At 64.7% G+C, this 24,083-nt stretch carries 18 protein-coding genes; 14 read left to right on the forward strand and 4 right to left on the reverse strand.

Annotated features, from left to right (window positions below):
* Positions 1-18: 18 nt before the first annotated feature.
* The 4 genes from IC761_RS34975 (at position 19) to IC761_RS34990 (ending at position 3,536) form a co-directional block, all read left to right on the forward strand.
* Complete coding sequence (locus IC761_RS34975; RefSeq protein ID WP_246791602.1) at positions 19-462, forward strand: DsrE family protein; 444 nt, start codon at positions 19-21, stop codon at positions 460-462.
* Between the two features lie 273 nt (positions 463-735).
* Positions 736-1,776 (forward strand): MBL fold metallo-hydrolase, encoded by a 1,041-nt coding sequence (locus tag IC761_RS34980; protein WP_195801144.1) that lies wholly within the window; start codon positions 736-738, stop codon positions 1,774-1,776.
* 89 nt (positions 1,777-1,865) lie between these two features.
* Entirely contained in the window at positions 1,866-2,039 is a 174-nt protein-coding gene (locus IC761_RS34985; protein ID WP_195801145.1) for a hypothetical protein, read from the forward strand.
* 285 nt (positions 2,040-2,324) lie between these two features.
* Positions 2,325-3,536, forward strand: coding sequence for an MFS transporter (locus IC761_RS34990; protein WP_195801146.1), 1,212 nt, complete (start codon positions 2,325-2,327; stop codon positions 3,534-3,536).
* A gap of 163 nt (positions 3,537-3,699) precedes the next feature.
* Here the strand turns inward: IC761_RS34990 and IC761_RS34995 are convergent, their stop codons facing one another.
* On the reverse strand, positions 3,700-5,037 hold the full coding sequence (locus IC761_RS34995; protein ID WP_195801147.1) for an MFS transporter: 1,338 nt from the start codon (positions 5,035-5,037) through the stop codon (positions 3,700-3,702).
* Positions 5,038-5,183: 146 nt separating this feature from the next.
* Between IC761_RS34995 and IC761_RS35000 the strand changes: the two genes are divergently transcribed.
* From IC761_RS35000 to IC761_RS35010, 3 genes are read left to right on the forward strand one after another with little or no spacing between them, the layout of a single operon-like run.
* Entirely contained in the window at positions 5,184-5,837 is a 654-nt protein-coding gene (locus tag IC761_RS35000) for an ABC transporter ATP-binding protein (protein WP_195801148.1), read from the forward strand.
* The gene (locus IC761_RS35005) at positions 5,834-8,296 is read left to right on the forward strand and encodes an ABC transporter permease (RefSeq protein ID WP_195801149.1); all 2,463 of its coding nucleotides are present in this window, start codon (positions 5,834-5,836) and stop codon (positions 8,294-8,296) included. Before IC761_RS35000 ends, IC761_RS35005 begins: the two co-directional genes overlap by 4 nt.
* Positions 8,286-9,368: a lipocalin-like domain-containing protein gene (locus tag IC761_RS35010; protein WP_195801150.1), complete on the forward strand. Its 1,083-nt coding sequence runs from the start codon at positions 8,286-8,288 to the stop codon at positions 9,366-9,368. The genes IC761_RS35005 and IC761_RS35010 overlap by 11 nt, the downstream gene beginning before the upstream one ends.
* Before the next feature lie 82 nt (positions 9,369-9,450).
* On the opposite strand, the gene IC761_RS35015 is transcribed toward IC761_RS35010, so the two are convergent.
* The 3 genes from IC761_RS35015 to IC761_RS35025 form a co-directional block, all read right to left on the reverse strand.
* The gene (locus IC761_RS35015) at positions 9,451-10,641 is read right to left on the reverse strand and encodes an ABC transporter substrate-binding protein (protein WP_195801151.1); all 1,191 of its coding nucleotides are present in this window, start codon (positions 10,639-10,641) and stop codon (positions 9,451-9,453) included.
* A 119-nt stretch (positions 10,642-10,760) separates the two neighbouring features.
* Entirely contained in the window at positions 10,761-13,925 is a 3,165-nt protein-coding gene (locus IC761_RS35020) for an efflux RND transporter permease subunit (protein WP_195801152.1), read from the reverse strand.
* Positions 13,922-15,139 (reverse strand): efflux RND transporter periplasmic adaptor subunit, encoded by a 1,218-nt coding sequence (locus IC761_RS35025; protein ID WP_195801153.1) that lies wholly within the window; start codon positions 15,137-15,139, stop codon positions 13,922-13,924. Before IC761_RS35025 ends, IC761_RS35020 begins: the two co-directional genes overlap by 4 nt.
* Before the next feature lie 380 nt (positions 15,140-15,519).
* Between IC761_RS35025 and IC761_RS35030 the strand changes: the two genes are divergently transcribed.
* The 7 genes from IC761_RS35030 to IC761_RS35060 all read left to right on the forward strand — a co-directional run bounded on the left by IC761_RS35030 (position 15,520) and on the right by IC761_RS35060 (position 24,040).
* Positions 15,520-16,674 (forward strand): iron-containing alcohol dehydrogenase, encoded by a 1,155-nt coding sequence (locus IC761_RS35030; protein ID WP_195801154.1) that lies wholly within the window; start codon positions 15,520-15,522, stop codon positions 16,672-16,674.
* 19 nt (positions 16,675-16,693) lie between these two features.
* Positions 16,694-18,244 carry an AMP-binding protein gene (locus tag IC761_RS35035; RefSeq protein WP_195801155.1) on the forward strand — a complete coding sequence of 517 codons (1,551 nt, stop codon included), beginning with the start codon at positions 16,694-16,696 and terminating at the stop codon, positions 18,242-18,244.
* Between the two features lie 326 nt (positions 18,245-18,570).
* Positions 18,571-20,169, forward strand: a complete 1,599-nt coding sequence (locus IC761_RS35040) for an ABC transporter substrate-binding protein (RefSeq protein WP_195801156.1) — start codon at positions 18,571-18,573, stop codon at positions 20,167-20,169.
* A 30-nt stretch (positions 20,170-20,199) separates the two neighbouring features.
* Entirely contained in the window at positions 20,200-21,147 is a 948-nt protein-coding gene (locus IC761_RS35045) for an ABC transporter permease (RefSeq protein ID WP_195801157.1), read from the forward strand.
* Positions 21,148-21,156: 9 nt separating this feature from the next.
* Positions 21,157-22,050, forward strand: a complete 894-nt coding sequence (locus IC761_RS35050) for an ABC transporter permease (protein ID WP_195801158.1) — start codon at positions 21,157-21,159, stop codon at positions 22,048-22,050.
* On the forward strand, positions 22,050-23,057 hold the full coding sequence (locus IC761_RS35055; protein ID WP_195801159.1) for an ABC transporter ATP-binding protein: 1,008 nt from the start codon (positions 22,050-22,052) through the stop codon (positions 23,055-23,057). The genes IC761_RS35050 and IC761_RS35055 overlap by 1 nt, the downstream gene beginning before the upstream one ends.
* Positions 23,054-24,040 (forward strand): ABC transporter ATP-binding protein, encoded by a 987-nt coding sequence (locus tag IC761_RS35060; protein WP_195801160.1) that lies wholly within the window; start codon positions 23,054-23,056, stop codon positions 24,038-24,040. Before IC761_RS35055 ends, IC761_RS35060 begins: the two co-directional genes overlap by 4 nt.
* Positions 24,041-24,083: the final 43 nt, after the last annotated feature.

The following is a 24,083-nucleotide window of genomic DNA, read 5'->3' on the forward strand; positions in this document are numbered from 1 at the left end:
CGGATGTTTCGCGTGACGATGCTGGCGACGCTCGCCTGCGCGTTGATCACGCCGGCGTTAGATCAGAAGGCTTGGGCGCAGCAGGTGCCGCTCCAGGACAAGCCGTTCGCCGAGCACAAAATCGTGCTGCAACTCTCCGACGGCGATGCGAAGAAGCAAGCGTTGGTGCTCAGCGTCGCCAACAATCTCCTCAAGGCCTACGATCCGGACAAGGTCGCGATCGAGGTGGTGGCATTCGGTCCCGGCATCGACCTGTTGCTTGCGGGCAGCGAGCGCCGCAAGCAGGTCGAGAGCCTGATCGCGCAGGGCGTGCGCTTCGACATCTGCCTGAACACGGTCGATACGGTCGAACGCGAGACGGGGAAGCGGCCGGAGTTCATTCCGTCCGCCACGCCCGTGCAGATGGGGGTCGGGCAGATCCTGTTCCTGACGGAGAACGGGTACACGCTGGTACGGCCGTAATCTTAGCCACTCCCTCCGCCGTCGTCCCGGCGAAGGCCGGGACCCATACCGCGTGATCCAGCGATTGGGCGCCGCAGGGATACCAAACGACTGATCTTCGCCAAACCCCTCCCTGGGGGTATGGGTCCCGGCCTTCGCCGGGACGACACCGAGTTTGTGACGACCGAGCCGCGATAAAAAATTTCTAAATTCTATTCTACGGACAGTGAATTGCTTCTCTTTCTAACCCCCGAGGTAGTAGAATTTGGAATCAGTTCCACGCCGGGTCTTGCCATGATCTTCCGCCAGCTCTTCGACAGCGTTTCGGGCACCTACAGCTACGTCCTGGCCAGCCGCCCCGGCGGCGAGGCGCTGATCCTCGATCCCGTGCTGGAGAAGGTCGACCGCTACTGCCAATTGCTGCGCGAGCTCGACCTCAAGCTGGTCAAGGCGGTCGACACCCATCTGCATGCCGACCACGTCACCGGCCTCGGCGAACTGCGCGACCGCACCCATTGCATGACCGTGATGGGCGACCAGACCAAGGCCGACGTGGTGGCGATGCGGGTTGCCGATGGCGACAAGGTGACGATCGAAGGCCTGTCGCTCGACGTCATGTACACGCCCGGCCACACCGACGATTCCTATTCCTACCTGATGGGCGACCGCGTCTTCACCGGCGATACGCTGCTGATCCGCGGCACCGGCCGCACCGATTTCCAGAACGGCTCGTCGCGCGCACAATACGAGTCGATCTTCAATCGCCTGCTCAAGCTGCCGGACGAGACGATGGTATTCCCGGCGCATGACTACAAGGGCGACACCGTCTCCACCATCGGCGAGGAGAAGCGCTACAATCCACGGCTCCAGGTGCGCTCGGTCGACGAGTATATCGAGCTGATGTCCAATCTGAAGCTGCCCAATCCGAAGATGATGGACGTGGCGGTGCCCGCCAATATGCGGGTCGGCCTGCATCAGGAAGAGCTGGAGAAAGAGGGCCGTGCGCTCAGCGCGGTCGAGGCGATCCGCTCGCTCGGCCGACCCGATATCCTCTTGGTCGATTTGCGCGAGAGCAACGAGCGGGTGAAGCACGGCATGCTCGAAGGTGCGCTGCACACGCCCTATCCGTCCGTCGAGAAGAGCCTGAAACCCGGCGGCATGCTGCGCGAGGTCGCGGCCGCCACCGGCCGCCGCATCGTGTTCTTCTGCGCCTTCGGCGAGCGCTCGGCGATGGCGGTGGCCGCGGCCAAGGACGCCGGCCTCGCCAACGCCGCCCATATCGCCGGCGGCATCGATGCCTGGAGGAAGGCGGGCGGCCCGATCGTGCACGCCTGACGCCATCGTTAGCTGCCCTTGAGATAAGTCAGGCGCCGCACATATTTTCGGTCTAGAAGCGGACGACGCATCACCATCCGGGACCAGCGATGGCCAAGCCCGACAACAAGTCCGAGAACAAGACCGGCAAGCCCAGCGAACCGCCGAAAAAGGTGGACGACAAGGCGCAGAAGCCCAGGCGCCTGCGCGACGACGACGACGAGGACGGCGACATCGCCACACCGAAGCAGGATCGGTATGGCAATGATGACGAGCCGTTGTGAGGGGTCGGGCCGACGCGCGCTTTGACGGCGCGCTAGCGCTGCATACTCCGCTGTCGTCCCGGCGAAGGCCCGGACCCATAACCACAAGGCGCAGTTTGGCGACGGATCGTTGTTCGGTACTCCGATCGATCACAATCGAGAGGTCACGCGGGTATGGGTCCCGGCCTTCGCCGGGACGACTGCCGGAAACAGCCACCCGCACTACCTGCCATGCGCCCGCGTTCATGGACAAATAACCGGCCTCCCCGATAGTTTGCGCTCGCTTCAGGGAGTGAAACGGAACTGATGGTCGACGTTCTCGCCGCACCGCAACAAGGCAAGGCGGACAGCGCGCTGCGCACGCTGACCGGGATCTCGATCGCGCATTGGGTCAGCCATTTCCATCTGCTGGTGCTGCCGATGCTGTTCCCGTTCCTGAAGAGCCAGCTCGGCGTCGGCTATGTCGAGCTTGGATTCGCGCTGACCGTGTCGGCTGTCGTCTCCGGGCTGACGCAGGCGCCAACCGGCTATCTCGTCGACCATTTTGGCGCGCGCAGGATTTTGCTGGGCGGGTTGACGCTCGGCGGGCTCGCGCTGATCATGCTTGGGCTGCATCTGAGCTACGCCTCGCTGATCGCCTGCGCCGTGCTGCTCGGGCTTGCCAACAGCGTCTATCATCCGGCCGACTACGCGATCCTCGCCGAGCACATGGACGAGGCGCGGATGGGTCGCGCCTTCTCGGTCCACACCTTTGCCGGCTATCTCGGCGGCGCGGTTGCACCGGCGATCGTGGCCGCGCTCGTCACCGTGTCCGGCGGCGTCGGTGCGCTGATCGCGGCGGGCGCGGTCGGCATATTGGTGGCGCTGCTGCTGGTGGCGATGAGCATTCCCGATGCCGGCGCGCACAAGACGAAGCCGGGTGCGACGAATGCGCCGAAGCAGGCTGTGATCACGCCGGCGCTGATCACGCTGACCGCGCTGTTCATGCTGCTCAGCCTGTCGGTCGCCGGCATCAACAATTTCGGCGTGGTCGCGCTGATGAGCGGCTACGGCGCGTCCTATTCGATTGCCAATGTCGCGTTGACCGCCTTCCTCGCGTCCAGCGCCGCCGGCGTGCTTGCGGGCGGCTTCCTCGCCGACCACACCGAGCGCCACGGCTACGTGGCCGCGGCCTGCTTTGCCGCAAATGCAGCGATCGTATTGCTGATCGCGCTGGTCACGCTGCCGGGCTGGGTCTTGACCATGACGATGGCGACCGCGGGCTTCCTCTCCGGCGTGATCGCGCCGTCGCGCGACATGCTGGTGCGCAATGCGGCACCTCCGGGTGCCGCCGGGCGCGCCTTCGGCATCGTCTCCACCGGCTTCAATCTCGGCGGCATCGTCAGCCCGCTGCTGTTCGGCTGGATCATGGACCAGAGTGCGCCGCACTGGGTGTTCGGCACCTCCGTGATCTTCATGGTGGCAACGGTGGTGCTATCGCCGTTCACTGAGCGGAAGACGCAAGCCAAGCCGCCATAAATTCTACCGTCGTCCCGGCGAAGGCCGGGACCCATAACCCACGAAATGGAGTTGGAGCGCAGCGCTCCCACTCCGAGTCTTCGCCAAACCACTTCCTGGGGGTATGGGTCCCGGCCTTCGCCGGGACGACGATTGTTGGTTTGGTTGGTAGTGATTGCCCACCTTACGTCGGCGACACCGCGCCCTTCAGCTCGCGCGCCTGCGGGGCAGCGACGCGGGTCAGCCTGGCCTTCTCCGTGTTGGGCCAGAGCAGCAGCAGGCCGAGCAGGCCGGAGCCGACCATGATCACGGCGTTGATGGTGAAGCCGGTCATGTAGCCGTCGAGCATCGAGCCGGCGCGCTGGATCACGGTCCCCATCACGTTCGGCGCGATGGTGCCAGAGAGCGTGTAAAGCGCGCCATAGATCGCGATGACGGCGCCGCGCTGCGAGGCCGGCGTGAATTCGCCGAGCATCGGCGGGCAGACGACGTAGATCGCGCCGCACAGGCCGGAGCCGACCACGAGCAGCGCGATCTGGAGACCCGTGCCCTGGACGTGCGGCAAGCACGCCAGGATCAGGCCGCCGATGATCAGCGGCACCGAGCCGAGCACGCCGCGGGCGATGCGGGTGGTGTAGCCGCGCGCCATCATCACCTGCGAGATCCAGCCGGTGAGGATGACGATGGTGGCGCCGAACACCCAGGGCAGGATCGAGATGAAACCAGCCTGGCTCTGCGAGAAGCCGAGCCCCTTGACGATGAACGGCGTGAACCAGGTCAGGCCCAGCGACAGCGCCCAATAGGCGCCGAAGGTGGCGATCACGCAGCCGACGAAGGTGCGTGACGTGAGGAGCTGAATGTAAGGAATTTTCGGCTCGGTGACAGCGAGGACCTGGGTATCCTCGAGCGGGCCTTCCTTGCCGAGCGCGAGCCAGGCACAGACCCAGATCAGGCCGACAACGCCGAGCGCGCCGAAAGCGTAGTGCCAGGAGTGATTGACGATGACCCAGTTCAGCGCCGGCACCGCCAGGATCACGCCGAAGGCCGAGCCTTGCGACAGGATCGCGGTTGGCAGCGTGCGCTTCTCGTCGGGGAACCATTTGTAGATCGCATGCGCCGCGACCGAAAAGGCCGGACCTTCGCCCGCGCCCAGCACGATGCGGCAGATCAAGAGCGTGGTGAACGAGACGCTGCCGACCATCGGAAACTGCGCCAGCGCCCAGATCACCGCCAGCGTCAGCAGCACCCAGCGCGTCGGCACCTTGTTGACGATGAAGCCGACCACGATCGCCGAGATCGAGAACAGGAAGAAGAACGAGGAGCCGAGCAGGCCGAATTGCTCGGCCTCGAGCTTCATATCGGTCATGATCGGCACGCCGGCGAGACCGACGACGATTTTGTCGGCGAAGTTCACCACCATGAAGAGAAACAGAAGAAAAGTGACCGTCCAGGCGCCCTTCGGCGTTTCTTTGGACACCCCTGCCGTCTTAGCCGCCGCGGACGGCGTTCCCTGAGCGCTCATCGTTCTCCCCGTACGTGTTTTTTGGCACTTTTATGATTTGGCCGTTGCCGGAGCTAACAACGGCTTGAACGGCAACGCAACCCCGGCATTTCCGCATCAACTGTGCTACGCAGCAATTCCGTTAATTCCGTCCGGCGCCATTCATCGTGCTGAGCATCCGAAATCTCTCAAAGACCTTCGCCTCGGCCGGTGAGCCCGTGCATGTGCTGCGCGGCGTCGATCTCGACCTCAAGGCCGGCGAGCGCGTCGCGCTGACCGGTGAATCCGGCAGCGGCAAGAGCACGCTGCTGCACCTGATCGCGGGGCTCGACGCTGCCGACGACGGCACGATCCGGCTGGAGGACACCGAGGTCACCAAGCTGTCGGACGCAGGCCGCGCCGCACTGCGGCGGGACCGGGTCGGCCTGGTGTTCCAGCAGTTCAACCTGATCCCCAGCCTGTCGGTGGCCGACAATCTCGCCTTCCAGGCGCGGATCGCCAACCGGCATGATGCCGCCTGGACCAAGGAGCTGGTCGAGCGGCTCGGGCTCGGTGGCCTCATGAAGCGCTATCCCGAGCAGCTGTCCGGTGGCCAGCAGCAGCGGGTTGCGATCGGCCGGGCGCTGGCGACCAAGCCTTCGCTGCTGCTTGCGGACGAGCCGACCGGCAATCTGGACGAGGCCACAGCCGACGACGTGCTGGCGCTGACGCGCGACCTCGTCGCGCGCACCGGCTGCGGCTTCCTGATGGTGACGCACAGCCTGCATCTGGCGCGCACGCTGGACCGCCACGTCATCCTCCATGCGGGGCGGGTCGCATGAGACGCGCGCTGTGGGTCCTCGCGGTGCTGCTCAGCCATTGGCGCCGGCACAAATTGCAGTTCGCAACGCTGCTGATCGGGCTGATCGCGGCGACCGCATTGTGGAGCGGTGTTCAGGCCATCAACCAGCAGGCCCGCAATGCCTATGACCGCGCCGCGGCAACCTTCGGCGGCGTCCGCACGGCGATGCTGGTCGCGCCCAATGCGGCGACGTTTCCACAAGAGTTGTTCGTCAAGCTCCGCCGCGCGGGCTGGCCGGTGTCGCCGGTGCTGGAGGGCCGGGTCCAGATCAACGGGCGCTCGATGCGTCTGCTCGGCATCGAGCCGGTGACCTTGCCGACCGATGTCGGCAACGCGCCACGTCTTGGCGCTGCGGATTTGAGCAGCTTCGTTGCCGCTCCCGGCCAGACGTTGGTGGCGCAGGAGACGCTGACGGACTTGCAGGAACCGGAGGGTGCGGCACCCGCAATCAGCAGCGGCGCAAAGCTGCCGCCGCTGCATGTACTGCAGCAGCTCGTGCCTGACGTGCTGGTCGTCGACATCGGCGTAGCGCAGCGGCTTCTCAACAAGCCGGACCAGCTGTCACGGCTCCTGATCGGCAAGGCGAAGGGCAAGCCCGCGTCACTCGCAAGTGTTGTCGGCGACACGTTGCAGTGGGTCGAGCCGACTGCGGAGACCGAGCTGGAGCGACTGACCGACAGCTTTCATCTCAATCTTACGGCCTTTGGCCTGCTCTCGTTCTTCGTCGGCCTGTTCATCGTGAACTCAGCCGTCGGCCTCGCCTTCGAGCAGCGGCTGCCGATGCTGCGCACCTTGCGGGCCTGCGGCGCCTCGGCGCGGCTGGTCAACAGTGTGCTGGTGGTCGAGCTGGTGGCACTGGCGCTGGTCGCCGGATTGATCGGGCTCGTCTGCGGCTACTTCATCGCCGGTGCGCTGTTGCCCGATGTCGCAGCGTCGCTGCGCGGGCTCTACGGCGCGCCGATCCCGGGACAGCTTTCGCTGAGGCCGGAATGGTGGCTCGCCGGCATCGGCATCAGCGTAGCCGGCGCGATGGTGGCGGCGGCGACCAGCCTGATCAAGGCTGTCAGGATGCCGGTGCTGGCGACCGCGCAGCCGCACGCCTGGCAGCAGCGGCAACAACGCTGGCTGATCCTGCAAAGTCTTGCGGCCTGCACCGTGTTCGCGGTGGCGTGGCTGCTGCTCCACTACGGGCAAACGCTGATCGCGGGCTTTGGCCTTTTGGCAGCGCTGATGCTGGGCGCGGCGCTGATCCTGCCGGCCTTCCTCGAAATCCTTCTGCTCGCCGGCCAGCGCTTTGCGCGCGGGCCGCTTTCGCTGTGGTTCTGGGCGGACAGCCGGCAGCAACTCTCCGGGCTGTCGCTGGCGCTGATGGCGCTGCTGCTCGCGCTCGCCGTCAATGTCGGGGTTTCCACCATGGTGGAAACCTTCAGCCGCACTTTTGTCGGCTGGCTCGACGGTCGGCTTGCCGTCGACGTCTACATCAGCGCCGCCGACAATGCGCAAGCGACAGCGATCCGGAGCTGGCTGAAGCAGCGCAGCGAGGTCGAGGCGATCCTGTCGGGCGGACGCGCGGAGACGCAAGTGGAGGGCCAGCCGGTCGAGCTGTTCGGCCTGCCCGATCATCCGCTTTATCGCGAACGCTGGCCGCTCCTGGAGACCGCGCCGCGGGCCTGGACCCAACTCGTGCCGGGCAATGCCGCCTTCATGAGCGAGCAATTGAGCCGGCGGCTGAACGTTCGCGTCGGCGACGTCATCGAGGTGCCGGCGCCGGGCGGGACCTGGGAGCTCGACATTGTCGGCATCTATGCCGATTACGGCAATCCCAAGGGGCAGTTGGCGGTGAATGTCGCGGCGCTGATCCGGCAGTTTCCGCAAACGCCGCAGACCCGGATCGGGCTCATCGTCGCGCGGGACAAGATCCCGGGCCTGATCGCGGGCTTGCGAAAGCAGTTTGCGCTCGACGATCGCAGCGTCGCCGACCAGGCGACCGTGAAAGCGGAATCGATCCGCATCTTCAATCGCACCTTTGCGGTGACTTCGGCGCTGAACGCCTTCACGCTCGGCGTCGCCGGCATCGCGTTGCTGACGAGCCTCTTGACGCTGGCGAATTCCCGCCTGCCGCAACTCGCGCCGCTCTGGGCGATCGGCATCTCAAGGTCGCGCCTTGCGGCGATCGAATTGACCAAGACGCTGTCGGTCGCGCTGTTCACGTCGCTGCTGGCCGTGCCGCTCGGACTGATCGTGGCGTGGTGCCTGATCGCAATCGTCAACGTGAAGGCGTTCGGCTGGCGGCTGCCGTTCCATGTGTTTCCGCTGCAACTGATCGAGCTCGTCACGGTCGCACTGTTCGCTTCGCTGCTGGCCGCATTGCTTCCGGTCTTACGGCTGGCGCGGATGCAGGCCGCACACCTCGTCAAGGTGTTTGCCAATGAGCGCTGATGGCATTTCGCGACGCGCTTTTGCCGGCGGTCTCGCCGCGCTCGCTCTCGCGCGCGGCGCGGGCGCGCAAGGCTATGCCGGGCTCGGCGAGAAGGCGGACGGCTTTGCGCAGGTCGTGCCGGGAAAAGTGTTCTCCTTTCCCGCCGATCACGGACCGCATCCGGAGTTTCGCATCGAGTGGTGGTATCTGACGGCAAATCTCGTCGACAGCAACGGCGCTCCTTGCGGGCTGCAATGGACGCTGTTCCGGCAGGCGGCGCAACCGGGGCCGCAAGGCGAAGGCTGGGCCAATCAGCAGATCTGGATGGCGCACGCTGCGGTGACCCGCGCCGACACCCACCGTTTCAGCGAGCTGTTTTCGCGCGGCGGCATCGGACAGGCCGGGGTCGCGGCAACGCCGTTTGCGGCCTGGATCGACGATTGGGAGATGAAGGGGACTGATCGCACTGACGATCGAAGCCTGGCGCCGGTGACGCTGAAGGCGTCCGGCACCGATTTTAGCTACGCGCTCGCGCTGGAGGCCGATCATCCGGTCGTGTTGCAGGGCGATGGCGGCTTCAGCCGCAAGTCCGAGCGCGGCCAGGCGTCGTATTATTACAGCCAGCCGTTTTTTCGCGCGCGCGGCAGCATCGCCATCGACGACAAGCCGGTCGACGTTTCAGGCCAGGCCTGGATGGATCGCGAATGGAGCAGCCAGCCGCTCGACGCCGACCAGACCGGCTGGGACTGGCTGTCGCTGCATCTTTCCTCCGGCGACAAGCTGATGCTGTATCGGCTGCGACAGAAGGACGGCCGCGACTATCCGTTCGGCAACTGGATCAGGGCCGACGGGAGCACGCGGATGATTGCGGGCAGCGATATTCAGATGTCACCGAAGGCGACGGTCGAGGTCGCCGGACGCAAGCTGCCGGTGGAGTGGCAGATCGCGATCCCGTCGCGATCGTTCTCGATCGCCTGCAAACCGCTCAATCCCAGGGCGTGGATGGGGACCGGCTTCTCCTATTGGGAAGGACCGATCAGCTTTGCCGGCACGCATGATGGCGTCGGCTATCTCGAGTTGACTGGGTATTGAGCCGCAGCTCTTCGACGAACTCAGTGTCGTCCCGGCAAAGGCCGGGACGACACTGTAAGCTGTAGCGTCAATGTTGATCTAACTACTTCGTCAGCGGGCAGCCGCTCTCCTTCGCGGTGAAGAACGCCTTGTCGCCGGGGACGGTGGCGAGCTCCTTGTAATAGTCCCACGGCTTCTTCGATTCCGAGGGCTTCTTGACTTCGAACAGATACATGTCGTGGACCATGCGGCCGTTCGCGAGCACCTTGCCCTTGGCGAAGGCGTCGTCGACCGGCAGCTCCTTCAGCTTCTTGGCCACCGCATCGGAGTCCTTGGTGCCAGCGGCCTTCACCGCCTTCAGATAGCTCAGCGTCGCCGAATAGGTGCCGGCGTGGATCATGCTCGGCATCCTCCCGGTGCGCTTGAAGAAGCGCTCGGAGAACGCGCGCGTGGTGTCGTCGTGATCCCAATAGAAGCCTTCGGTCAGCACCAGGCCTTGCGCGGCCTGCAAGCCGAGGCCGTGAACTTCGGCAAGCGTCATCAGCAGGCCGGCGAGCTTCTGGCCGCCCTGAACGATACCGAACTCAGCCGCCTGCTTGATCGAATTGGTGGTGTCCTGGCCGGCATTGGCAAGGCCGACGATCTTCGCTTTCGAGCTCTGCGCCTGGAGCAGGAAGGAGGAGAAGTCCGACGAGTTGAGCGGCACGCGGACCGAGCCCAGCACCTTACCGCCATTGGCGGTGACGATCTCGCTGGTGTCCTTTTCCAGCGCGTAGCCGAAGGCATAGTCGGCAGTGAGGAAGAACCAGGTGTCGCCGCCAGCCTTGGTCAGCGCGCCACCGGTGCCGACCGCGAGCGCATGGGTGTCGAACGCCCAATGGAAGCCGTAGGGCGAGCACGCCGCACCGGTGATGCTCGACGTGGCCGCGCCGACCACGATGTCGATCTTCTTCTTTTCCTTCGACAGGTCCTGCACGGCCAGCGCCACCGACGACGTCGTCAGCTCCGTGATCATGTCGACACTATCGGCGTCATACCAGCGCCGTGCGATGGAGGTGGCCAAATCAGGCTTGTTCTGATGATCGGCAGTGACCATCTCGATCTTCTGGCCAAGCACCTCGCCGCCAAAATCCTCAATCGCCATCTTGGCCGCTTCGACCGAATATTTGCCGCCGTAGTCGGCGTAGACGCCGGACTGGTCGTTGAGGACGCCGATCTTGACGCCTTGCGCGGAGGCCGGCGCGGCCAGCAACAGGGCTGACGTTGCGACAGCGGCCAAAAGTGCTGATTTCATTCGTTGCTCCCAGCAGTGTTCTGTTTTGAAATCGCGCGGATACTAGTGAAGAACCCCGGCGCTGCCCATCCATTTCGGCGTAGGTCGTTAGTATGGGCGCGGCCGCACAAAAGGTGTCGTCAAGGTGACGGGACCACGCCCTTGTCGTTCCGCCCTTCCGCGAGGTTCCGCACCGCCACGTAGAAGATCGGCGTGAACAAGAGGCCGAACAGGGTGACGCCGATCATGCCGAAGAACACGGCGACGCCGACCGCCTGCCGCATCTCCGAGCCCGAGCCGGACGAGATCACCAGCGGCAGCACGCCGAGGATGAAGGCGAAGGACGTCATCAGGATCGGCCGCAGCCGCAGCCGGCAGGCGTCGATCACCGCCTCCAGCCGCGGCTTGCCTTCCTTCTCGATGTCGCGTGCGAATTCGACGATCAGGATCGCGTTTTTCGCCGCCAATCCCACCAGCACGACAAAACCAATCTGGGTGAGGATGTTGACGTCCTGGCCCATGAGGCGCACGCCGATGGTGGCGGCGAGCAGGCACATCGGCACGATCAGGATCACCGCGAATGGCAGGGTCCAGCTGCCATATTGCGCGGCGAGCACGAGATAGACGAACAGCACGCAGATCGGGAACACGTAGAGGCCGGCATTGCCGCCGGTGACCTGCTGATAGGACAGGTCGGTCCACTCGAACGTGAAACCGCTCGGCAAGGTGTCGTCGGCAAGCTTCTTGATGGCGTTGAGCGCGGTGGTCGAGCTCGTCCCCGGCGCCGGCTCGCCCTGGAGCTCGGACGCCGCATAGAGATTGTAGCGCGCGACGCGGTCAGGCCCCGAGACATCCTTGAAGTCGACCACGCTGCCGAGCATCACCATGTCGCCGGAAGCGTTGCGCGTACGCAGCCGCGCGAGGTCGGCGGGCTCTTTCCGGAACGGAAAATCAGCCTGCGCCGTGACGTGATAGGTACGGCCGAACAGGTTGAAGTCGTTGACATAGGTCGATCCGAAATAGGTCTGGATCGTGTCGTTGATGTTCGAGATAGGCACGCCAAGCTTCTGCGCCTTGGTGCGGTCGATGTCGACGAACAGCTGCGGCGTACTGGCCGAGAACGGCGAGAACACCGTCGGGCCGAGAAGCGAGGGCGATTTGCGCGCGGCGGCGACGAGCTCGTCGGTCGCGGATGCCAGCAGCTCGGGCCCTCGGCCCTGGCGGTCCTGGATGCGGATGGTGAAGCCGCCGCCGGTGCCGATGCCGGGCACGGCCGGCGGCGGGATGACAATAATGAAGGCGCCCTGGATCGCGGCGAGGCGCTTGCGCAGCTCGGCCGTGATGGCATTCGCCGTCAGGCCCTTCTTCAGCCTCACCTCGGGCTCCTCGAACACGGGGAAGAGCGCGGCCGCGTTGCCGGCCTGCGTGCGGGTGGCGCCGGAGAAGCCGGCGAAGGCGGCCACGCGGATAATGCCTGGCGTGTCCAGCGAGATCCGCTCGATCTCTCGGACAATCTCGGTGGTCCGCGCCAGCGATGCCGCACCCGGCAACTGCACCGAGATGATGACGTAGCCGCGATCCTGCGCCGGGATGAAGCCCTGCGACGTCGTCCCGATCAGCCAGCCGGCGCTGCCGATCAGCACGACATAGATCAGGATCATCACCACCGAGTGTCGGATCACGAAATTGGCGAGACCAGCATAGCCATGCGAGAGCCGATCGAAGACACGATTGAAGGCGCCCGTGAAGGCATTCCACCCCCGCGCGAGCAAATTCCAGGCGGCCGGCGGCCGCTTCTCCTCATGCGGCGTGAGGATCTGCGAGGCCAAAGCCGGCGACAGCGTCAGCGAGCAGAAGCAGGAGATCGCGGTGGCCACCGCAATGGTCACGGCGAATTGCTGGAAGAATTGCCCGGATATGCCGCCCAGGAACGCCGTCGGCACGAACACCGCGCAGAGCACCAGCGCAATCGAGACCAGCGCGCCGCCGACCTCCTCCATGGTCTTGAGCGCGGCGTCGCGGCGACTGAGGCCGTGCTCGAGATGGCGCTCGACATTCTCGACCACGACGATGGCATCGTCGACCACGATGCCGACGGCGAGCACCAGGCCGAACAGCGTGAGATTGTTGATGGAGAAGCCGAGCGCCGCCATCACCGCGAAGGTGCCGACCAGCGACACCGGAATCGCGATGATCGGAATGATCGCCGGCCGCCAGCCTTGCAGGAACACCAGCACGACGACGACCACGAGCAGCATGGCCTCGTAGATGGTCTTGATCAGCTCGTGGACCGACTGCGCGATGAATTCGGTCGGGTTGTAGCCGATATTGTAGTCGAGCCCCTTCGGAAAGCTCTCCTTCAGCTTCACCATGGTGTCGGAGATGGTTTTGGCGGTAGCGAGCGCGTTCGATCCCGGCCGTTGCGTCACCAGCATGGCGACCGCCGACTTGCGCAACAGGAAGCTGTTGGTCGAATAGGCCAGCGCGCCGAGCTCGATGCGGGCGACGTCGCGCAGTCGCACCGTGCGGCCGTCGGAGCCGGCCTTGATCAAAATATCCTCGAACTGCCTCTGGTCTTTCAACCGTCCGGTGAACACGAGATTCGGCTGAAAGGCACGATCAGCGATCGGCGGCTCGGCGATCTGGCCACCGGCGATCTGCACGTTCTGGGCGCGTATCGCGGCCAGCACTTCGGTCGAGGTCAGGCCGAGATTCGCAATGCGGTCAGGGTCGAGCCACAGCCGCATCGAATAGTCGCGCGCGCCAAAAATCTGGATGTCGCCGACGCCGTCGATGCGCAACAGCTGGTCGCGGACCTGGAGCAGCGCATAGTTGGAGATGTAGAGCTGGTCGAAGGTGTCGTCGGGCGACAGCATGAACACGACCATCAGGATGTCCGGCGAGTTCTTGCGGGTAACGACGCCGTTGCGCTGCACCTCGTCCGGCAATTGTGGCTGCGCGATCGCGACGCGGTTCTGCACCAGCACCTGCGCCTTGTCGAGGTCAGTGCCGAGCTTGAAGGTGACGGTGATGGTGAGCTGGCCGTTCGAGGTCGCCTGGCTGTAGAGATACAGCATGTCCTCGACGCCGTTGATCTGCTGCTCGATCGGAGCTGCGACCGTATCGGACACAGTTTGCGCCGATGCGCCGGGATATTGCGTGGTGACGACGACGGTCGGCGGCACCACTTGCGGATACTCGGAGACCGGCAGCGTCGTGTAGGCAAGCGCGCCGACGATCAGCAGCACGATCGACAGCACCATCGCCAGGATGGGCTGGTTGATGGAGAGACGGCCAAGATTCATGACTTGTCACCAGCCTTGCCACCGGCCGGCGCTTGCGCGGGAGACGGGGCGACCTTGGCGCCGACGCGGGCACGCTGGAGACCGTTGACGATGACACGATCTTCCGCCTTCAGCCCTTCACGGATCACGCGCAGGCCCTCGTCGAGCGGCCCGAGCACCACGGCGCGCGCTTCCACGGTGTCGTCCGGCTTCACCACGAAGACGATCTTGCGCGACTGGTCGGTTGCGACAGCGACATCGGGTATCAGCAGCGCCTCGTACGGCGCACTGCCGATCAGGCGGACGCGGCCGAACTGGCCGGGCAGGATCGACAGATCGGTGTTCTTGACCACGGCGCGGCTACGCAGCGTGCCCGTGGAAACGTCGAGCCGGTTGTCGAGGAAGTTGATTGCGCCGTCATGCGACGGCTTGGTCTCACCGGCGAGCGTCACCTGCACCGGGTTCGCGGTGTCACGCGAGCTCGGGCGCTTCCCCTCGAACCACAGCTTGCTGTACTTGATGAACGTGGTCTCATCCATGTCGAAATAGATGTAGATCGGATCGAGCGAGACGATCGAGGTGAGCAGCGTCGACGTGCCGGTGTCGCTGCCCTGCACGAGATTGCCGGGACTGACGAGATGCCGGCTGACGCGTCCGGTGAGCGGCGCGGCGACATGGGTGAACTCGATATTGAGCCGGGCAGCCTTCAGCGCGCCCTCGGCCTGGGTCTCGGCGGCGTGCGCGGCCTGCAAAGCCTGACGGCGCTGGTCGACGACCTGCTCGGAGACCGCGCTGGTCTGGACCAGATTCAGACCGCGATCGAGCTCGCGCTTGGCCAACTCCACCTTGGCGCGGGCGTCGGAGAGCTGGCCGTCGGCCTGCTCGGCCACCGCCTCGAACGGGCGTGGGTCGATCACGTAAAGCAGATCACCCTGGTGCACGATCGCGCCGTCCTGGAACTCGACGGAGTTGACGAAGCCGCCAACGCGGGGGCGCACCTGCACCTCCTCGACTGCCTCGAAGCGGCCGGTGTACTCGTCCCAATCGGTCACTGTGCGCTTGACCGGCTGGGCAACGGTCACCGGCGGCGGTGGCGGCGCGGCCGCCTGCGAATTCGGCTGTCCGCAACCGGCGAGTGCGAATGAAGCGGCAAGAAGGCCGCCGATGGCACTATGCCGCAGCTGAACGAAATCGTGCTTTTTGACAAACCGCTCGCTTCCGTCCGGTCCGCTCATCCCAGGTCCTCGCATCAAAGCCGCAGAAACAGCAGGGTACGCGCGTACCCGCGGGCGACACAAGATGGGTCGCCATGATGAAATCTTCAAGACGAACCCGCGCGCAATGCTCGGCAAGACACCCTAGCCGGATGATGGGTTGACACGGAGATAGCCGGCTTCGCGCGCGGCGGCTAGCGGGCGGAATGCGAATGGACTTTATTCGCGGGGCTCGTGAATGGAGTAGCGCCGAGTAAGTTCGGCACCACAGTGCCACCCTGCCCCTCCAGGCCTCTCCAGGGGAGGGTAAAGGTTGCCCAGCGTCTTCGCACATGACGGGCGCGGCGGGCTCGGCTAGATTACCCCTTACAAAACAAGACGAATTGTCCGGGAGGACAGGCGTGCATCAGGGACGTGTCGTTTATGGTGCGATCGAGGAGGTTGTGTTCGGCCACCCGGCAGCCGAGGCCATCGTTGCGCAAATGGACCGGCTGGGAACTCGCCGCGCCTTCCTGATGGTCTCCGGCACGCTGAGCCGGGAGACCGACGAAATCGCAGAGATCAAAGCGGCGCTGGGCGCGCGCTGCGCCGGGCTGTTCGATGCGATGCCTGCGCATACGCCGCGCGAGGCGGTAATCGCGGCAACCAACGCGGCACGCGAAGCCGGCGCGGACCTCATCGTCACCGTCGGCGGCGGCTCGATCACCGATGGCGCCAAGGCGGTGCAGCTCTGCCTTGCCAACGGGATCGACGATATCGACGGCATCGAGCGTATCCGCGTCCACAAGGGCGTCGCGCCGGAGATGACGCCGCCGACGGTGCGGCAGATCAGCGTGCCGACCACGATCGCCGGCGGCGAGTTCTCGTCGATCGCCGGCGTGACCAACCGCCGCACCCATGTGAAGGAGATGCTGCGGCATCCGCTGGCGGTGCCGCGCGCGACCATCCTCGACCCCGCCATCACCGTGCATACGCCGGAATGGCTGTTCCTCTCCACCGGCATCCGCGCCGTCGACCATTGCGTCGAGGCGATCTGCTCGCGCGAGACGCATCCTTATGCCGATGCGCAGTCGGTGAAGGGCCTCGCCATGCTTGCCGACGCGCTGCCGCGCGTGAAGGCGGACCCCGCCGATCTCGACGCACGGATGGACGCGCAGATCGGCACGTGGCTGTCGATGGGCGCGCTCGCCGCCGGCGTGCCGATGGGCGCGAGCCACGGCATCGGCTACGTGCTGGGTGCCGCCTTCAACGTGCCACATGGCTACACCTCCTGCGTCATGCTGCCGGCGGTGATGCGCTGGAATGCGAGCGACAATGCCGAGCGGCAGATGATCGTCGCAGCCGCGATGGGCTTTCCCGGCCAGAACGCCGCCGACGTGCTCGATGCCTTCATCCGTTCACTCGGCATGCCCCGCAGCCTCGCTGACGTCCGCGTCTCGCCGGAGCATTTCGATGCCATTGCCGAACAGGCGATGCGCACGAACTGGATCCCGCGCAACCCGCGCAAGATCGAAAGCCCGGCGCAGTTGCGCGAAATCCTGCTTCTCGCCGCATGATTTTCAAACCGGAGGACTGATGTACCCAGGTCTGCACGCTCGCCTGCGCCCGCTGCAACCCGCCTTCATCATGGCGGCGACGGGCGAAGCCGTCACCTATCGCGAGTTGGAGGCGCGCAGCAACCGGCTCGCACATCTGTTGCGCAAGCACGGCTTGAAGCGGCGCGATCACTACTCGATCTTCATGGAGAACAATTCCCGCTATCTCGAAGCCTGCGCCGCGGGCGAGCGGTCCGGGCTGTACTACACCTGCATCAACTCCTTCCTGACGCCGGGCGAGCTCGCCTATCTCCTCGTCAACAGCCAGTCGAAGATTTTGATCACGTCCGTTGCAAAACTCGACATCGCGCGCGAGGCGATCCGGGCCTGTCCCGACGTCAAGCTCTGCATCGTCGCCGACGGACCGGGCGAGAGCGACCGCATCGTCGGGCTCAAGGAGATCACCGCCGGTCTGCCGAAGACGCCGATCGCAGACGAACGGCTCGGCACCTCGATGCTCTATTCGTCCGGCACGACGGGACGGCCGAAGGGCATTTTGAGACCGCTGCCGGAGGAGCCACCGAAACACAATCTGCCGCTGTTCGATTTCCTGACCAAGCTCTGGCATTACCGCGAGGGCATGGTCTATCTGTCGCCGGCCCCGCTGTATCACTCGGCGCCGCAGGCCGCGGTGAATCTGACGATCCGCATCGGCGGCACCGTGGTCATCATGGAGACCTTCGATCCGGAGCGTTACCTCCAGCTGGTCGAGCAATGGGGCATCACCCACAGCCAGCTCGTGCCGACGATGTTTTCGCGCATGCTCAAGCTGCCGGAAGAATTGCGCAGCCGCTATGATCTATCCTCGCTCGAGATCGCGATCCATGCCGCAGCGCCCTGCCCGGCGCTGGTGAAGGACGACATCATCAAATGGTGGGGGCCGATCATCCATGAGTATTACGGTGCCACCGAAGGCCTCGGCTTCACCGCCTGCAACAGCGAGGAATGGCTTAGCCACCGCGGCACCGTCGGCAAGGTGCTGTTCGGCGACCTCCATATTCTCGATGAAGATATGAAGCCGTGCCCCACCGGCACGCCCGGCCAGGTCTGGTTCAAGACGGGATCGCCGTTCGAATATTTCAACGACCCGGAAAAGACCAAGGAGGCGCGCTCGGCCGACGGCAGCATGAGCACGGTCGGCGATGTCGGCTATGTCGACGACGACCGCTTCCTCTATCTCACCGACCGCGCCACCTTCATGATCATCTCGGGCGGGGTGAACATCTATCCGCAGGAATGCGAAAATTTGCTGATCACCCATCCCAAGGTCGCAGATGCCGCCGTGTTCGGCGTGCCCAATGCGGATCTCGGCGAAGAGGTGAAGGCGGTGGTCCAGCCGATGCCGGGCGTGATGCCGGGCGAAGCGCTCGCCGAAGAGCTGATCGCCTTCTGCGGCGCATCGCTGTCGCGGCAAAAGGTGCCGCGTTCGGTCGATTTCGAGAAGGAATTGCCGCGACTGCCGACGGGGAAGCTCTACAAACGGCTGTTGCGGGACCGGTATTGGGGCAACAAGACCTCGCGGATTGTGTGACGGCGTAACCGCAAACTCTCATGTCGTCCCGGCGAAGGCCGGGATCCATTACCACAGGGAGTAGTTTGACGGAGAAAGTCGTTCGGCACTCCTACCCGCGACAGTCGACAGATCACGCGGTATGGGTCCCGGCCTTCGCCGGGACGACGTTGGGGAACGAAGCGAGCCCCGCACTCTCACATTGTGAGAGACACACCCCTGCGGCTCTTCCGTCATCCGAATTGTCGAGAGCGCCGCCGCCCTTGCCGGTTGCCTCCCTTCCCCCGCCTCGGCTATCGTCCTGACAAACAGGCCGCAAACGGCCGATGTCCAGGGAGGGACCGAGGATGCGGAGCGTATGGGCGCTCGCCGCGATGGCGGCGCTATCTTTGCTGGCGTTTTCGACCATCGCGTTTGCCGACGAGGGCAAGCAGGGCGGGATCCTGCGGATGTATCACCGCGACAGCCCCGGCAACGCCTCGATCCACGAAGGCGCGACCTACTCGATCAACGTTCCCTTCATGCCTGTCTTCAACAACCTCGTCATCTACAAGCAGGACCAGGCCCAGAACAAGATGGAGAACATCGTCCCCGAGCTCGCCGAGAGCTGGGCCTGGGTCAACGACAACAAGACGCTGACCTTCAAGCTGCGCCAGGGCGTCAAATGGCATGACGGCAAGCCGTTTACCTCGGCCGACGTCAAATGCACATTCGACATGCTGATGGGCAAGTCGCAGCAAAAATTCCGGCAGAACCCGCGCAAGTCCTGGTACGAGCAGGTCAACGACGTCTCGACCAATGGCGATTTCGAGGTGTCCTTCAATTTGAAGCGACCGCAGCCGTCGCTGCTGGCGCTGCTCGCCTCGGGCTACACGCCGGTCTATCCCTGCCATGTCTCGCCCGGCGACATGCGCACGCATCCGATCGGCACCGGCCCGTTCAAATTCGTCGAGTTCAAGGCCAATGAATCGATCAAGCTGACGCGCAATACCGACTATTGGCGCAAGGGCCGGCCCTATCTCGATGGCATCGAATTCACCATCATCCCGAATCGCTCGACCGCCATCCTCGCCTTCGTTGCCGGCAAGTTCGACATGACGTTCCCGACGGAAGTCAGCATTCCGCTGTTGAAGGACGTGAAATCGCAGGCGCCGAACGCGGTCTGCGTGGTCGAGCCGAATAACGTTTCGACCAACATCATCGTCAATTCGAGCGCGGCGCCGTTCGACAACATCGACATCCGCCGCGCCATGGCATTGGCGCTCGACCGCAAGGCGTTCATCTCGATCATGTTCGAGGGCCAGGGCGACGTGGGCGGCACCATGCTGCCGCAACCGAACGGGCTGTGGGGCATGCCGAAGGAGATGCTCGAGAGCATTCCGGGCTACGGGCCCGACGTGAACGCCAACCGCGAGGAAGCCAAGAAGCTGATGCAGAAGGCCGGTTACGGACCGGACAAGCACCTCGCCGTGAAAGTCTCGACCCGCAACATCCCGGTCTATCGCGATCCCGCGGTAATCCTGATCGACCAGCTCAAGAGCATCTATATCGACGGCGAGCTCGACGTGGTCGAGACCGCAAACTGGTTCCCGAAGGTTGCGCGCAAGGACTACATGCTCGGACTCAACCTCACGGGCAATGCGGTCGACGATCCCGACCAGTCCTTCTACGAAAACTATTCCTGCGGCTCCGAGCGCAACTACACGAACTACTGCAACAAGGAGATCGAAAAGCTGTTCGACGTGCAGTCGCAGGAGACCGACATCGCCAAACGCAAGAAGCTGGTATGGGACATCGACAAGAAGTTGCAGGAGGACGTTGCCCGCCCGATCATCTTCCACGCGCGCACCGGCACCTGCTGGCAGCCTTACGTGAAGGGCGTGACGGTGATGTCGAACAGCTCCTATAATGGCTACCGGTACGAAGACGTTTGGATGGACAAGTAGCGCGCGAACGGCCCGACGGGAGGGGCGCGAATGTTTGCCTATCTGGTGCGGCGCCTGTTCCTGATGCTCGTGACCCTGTTCGGGATCTCGGTCGTCATCTTCTTCCTGTTGCGCATCGTGCCCGGCAATATCGTCGACATCCTGTTCGCCGCCGCCGGCTATGTCGATCCCGCCGACAAGGCCAATCTCGAAAAGGAGCTCGGCATCGACCAGCCGCTGATCGTGCAGTACTGGCACTGGATCAGCGGTTTTCTGCGCGGCGATTTTGGCTATTCCTATGTCTCGGAGAAGCCGGCGCTACAGGAGATCCTGCCGCGGATCCCGATTACGGCACGGCTTGCCGGCCTAGCGCTATTGTTCTCCGCGTCAATCGGCATTCCACTCGGCGTCATCAGCGCGGTGAAGCAGGGCACGCGGCTCGATTACGCGTTGCGCGTCGTCAGCCTCAGCGGCTTGTCCCTGCCCTCGTTCTGGCTGGGACTGCTCGTCCTCACCGCCTCGGTGGCGATGTTCGGCCAGATGCCGATCTTCAATCCGAACCCGCAGAGTTTTGGCGAGGCGCTTGCGACCTATTGCATCCCCGCGATGGTGGTCGGATTCCGCAGCTCGGCGCTGACCATGCGCATCACGCGATCCTCGATGCTGGAAGTGCTGCGGCAGGACTATATCCGCACCGCCCGCGCCAAGGGCGCATCCGACGCCGCAGTGAATTATCAGCATGCGCTGAAGAACGCGATTTTGCCTGTCATCACTGTCATCGGAATCGAGGCGGCATTCCTGATCGGCGGCCTGATCGTGACGGAGACCGTGTTCAACATTCCCGGCGTGGCGCGCTTCCTGGTCGAGGCGATCCGCTGGCGTGACTATCCGATCGTGCAGAACCTCGTGATGCTCATTGCCGTCGTGGTGGTGAGCGCGAATTTCATCGTCGACATGCTCTACGCGGTGTTCGACCCGCGCATCCGGTACACGGATTAGGAGATCAGCTTGGCTGCGATCGACTTTGAGGTTGAACTGCGACGCGCCGGCGCGAATGCGACCGGCGGCTGGCGGCGCGTGCTGTTCCTGGCGCAGCGGCATGTGCTGGGTGCGGCGGGGCTTGTCATCATGACGTTGTTCGTGCTCACGGCGATCTTTGCGAACTTCATTGCGCGCTACGATCCACTCACGGTGGACGCTGCACATGCGCTGGCACGGCCGAGCCTCGCGCACTGGATGGGCACGGACTCGTTCGGCCGCGACGTCTTCAGCCGCATCATCCATGGCGCGCGCATCTCTCTCGCGGTCGGGATCGGTTCGACCGCGCTGGGCGGCACGATCGGCGTGATCGTCGGACTGACCTCGGGCTATCTCTCCGGCTGGGTCGATCTGGTGTTCCAGCGTGTCTCCGACATTTTGCAGGCGCTGCCGCTGCTGGTCCTGGCCTTGATCATGACGGCCGCACTCGGCCCGTCGCTGCCGAACGTCATCCTCGCCATTGCCATTCCGCTGATCCCGACCGTCTCGCGCGTCACCCGCGCCAACACGCTGGCGCTGCGCGAGCAGCCGTTCGTGGAGGCGGCGAAATCGATCGGCATGAGCGAGGTGCGCATCGCGCTGCGACACGTGCTGCCGAACACGCTGGCACCGCTGATCGTGCTCGCCACCGCGCAGCTCGGCTCCACCATCCTCACCGAGGCCTCGCTCTCCTTCCTCGGCCTCGGCATTCCCGAGCCCTATCCGTCCTGGGGCCGCATGCTGTCTGAATCCGCCGCCGAATATGTCCGCACCGCGCCGTGGTTGGTGATCTTCCCGGGCATCGCCATCAGCCTCGCGGTGTTCGGCGCCAATTTGTTCGGTGACGCCCTGCGCGACATCCTCGATCCCCGGCAGCGCGGCTGATGGCGAAAGAATCCGATCTCGTGCTCGAGGTGAAGAACCTGAAGACGGTGTTCTTCACGAACTCCGGCCTGTTCAAGGCGGTCGACGACCTGTCGTTCGCCGTGCGGCGTGGCGAGACGCTGGCCATCGTCGGCGAATCCGGCTGCGGCAAGAGCGTCACGGCGCTGTCGCTGATGCGGCTGGTACCCGATCCGCCCGGCCGCATTGTCGGCGGCTCGGTGATGCTCGAAGGCACGGAACTGCTCGCGCTGGATGACGCAAAGATGCGCATGATCCGGGGAAATCGCATCTCCATGATCTTTCAGGAGCCGATGACCTCGCTCAATCCGGTGATGCGGATCGGCGACCAGATCGCCGAGGCCGTGCGGCTGCACCGCAATTTGTCGGCCAAGGAGGCCCAAAACATCGCGGTCGAGATGCTGCGGCTGGTGCGCATCCCCGAACCGGCGCGGCGCGCGCGCGAATATCCGCACCAGCTCTCCGGCGGCATGCGCCAGCGCGCGATGATCGCGATGGCGCTGGCCTGCCGGCCGGCGCTGCTGATCGCGGACGAGCCGACCACCGCGCTCGACGTCACCATCCAGGCCCAGATCCTGGCGCTGATCCTCGACCTCCAGAAGGAGCTCGGGACCGGTCTCGTGCTGATCACGCATGATCTCGGCGTCGTCGCGCAGACGGCGCAGCGCGTCATCGTGATGTATGCGGGACGAAAGGTCGAGGAAGCCGGCGTCGAAGCACTGTTCGCCGCGCCAAAGCACCCCTATACGCGCGGGCTGATGGCCTCGATCCCGGCCGTGCCGGCGTCCGGTATCCCCGCTTCGGCGCGGCTCAACGAAATTCCCGGCACCGTCCCGTCGCTGGTGCGGCTTCCCACTGGCTGTGCCTTCGCCCCGCGCTGCAAGCTCGCGATCAAGCGCTGCCAGGACGAGTATCCGCCGCTCACCGATTGGGGCGGCGGCCATCTCGCCGCGTGCTGGCGCGCGGCAGAAGTGGCGGAGGTCGCATGAGCGAGGCACTGCTCGAAGTCACCGATCTCAAGAAACACTATCCGGTGCGTGCCGGCGTACTGCGACGGCAAGTCGGTACTGTGCATGCGGTTGACGGTGTCTCGTTCTCGCTTGGCACCGGCGAGACGCTCGGCCTCGTCGGCGAATCCGGCTGCGGCAAATCGACGGTGGCGCGCAGCGTGTTGCGGCTGGTCGAGCCGACCTCGGGCCAGATCTACCTCGACGGCGAGGACATCACCCATCTCTCCAAGACGGCGCTGCGGCCACATCGCCGCTCGATGCAGATCGTGTTCCAGGACCCCTTTGCCTCGCTCAATCCGCGCATGGTCGCGGGCGACATTGTCGGCGAACCGCTGGCCGTGCACGGGCTCGCAAGCGGCAAGGCGCTGGAGGCCCGTGTCGCAAAACTGTTCGAGCAGGTGGGCCTCCGCCAGGACCAGATGCGCAACTTCCCGCATCAATTCTCCGGCGGCCAGCGCCAGCGCATCTGCATCGCCCGTGCGCTGGCGCTGGAGCCGCGGCTGATCGTCTGCGACGAGCCGGTCTCCGCGCTCGACGTCTCGATCCAGGCGCAAGTGATCAATCTACTGATCGACCTGCAACGCCAGCACGGCTTCTCCTATCTCTTTATCGCCCACGACCTCGCCGTGGTCGCCCATATCAGCCACCGCGTCGCCGTGATGTATCTGGGGCGGATCGTCGAGATCGCCGACAAGGACGAGCTGTTCAGGAATCCGCGCCATCCCTACACGCAGGCCCTGCTCGCCTCCGTACCGGTCGCCAACCCGCTCACGAAAAAGCTTGTGCCGCTGGTCGACGGCGACGTGCCGAGCCCGGTCAACCCGCCGCCGGGCTGCGCGTTTCACACGCGCTGCCGGTTTGCGATGGAGCGATGCAGGACGGAGCGGCCGGCACTGGTGGATGCCGGCGACGGACATCAGGTGGCGTGCCTGCTCAATGAGGGGACGGGGCGGGCGCCGTAGGGTGGGCAAAGCGAAGCGTGCCCATCACTCGCATCACGAATGC

This window comes from Bradyrhizobium commune (assembly GCF_015624505.1).
GTDB classification, from domain to species: domain Bacteria; phylum Pseudomonadota; class Alphaproteobacteria; order Rhizobiales; family Xanthobacteraceae; genus Bradyrhizobium; species Bradyrhizobium commune.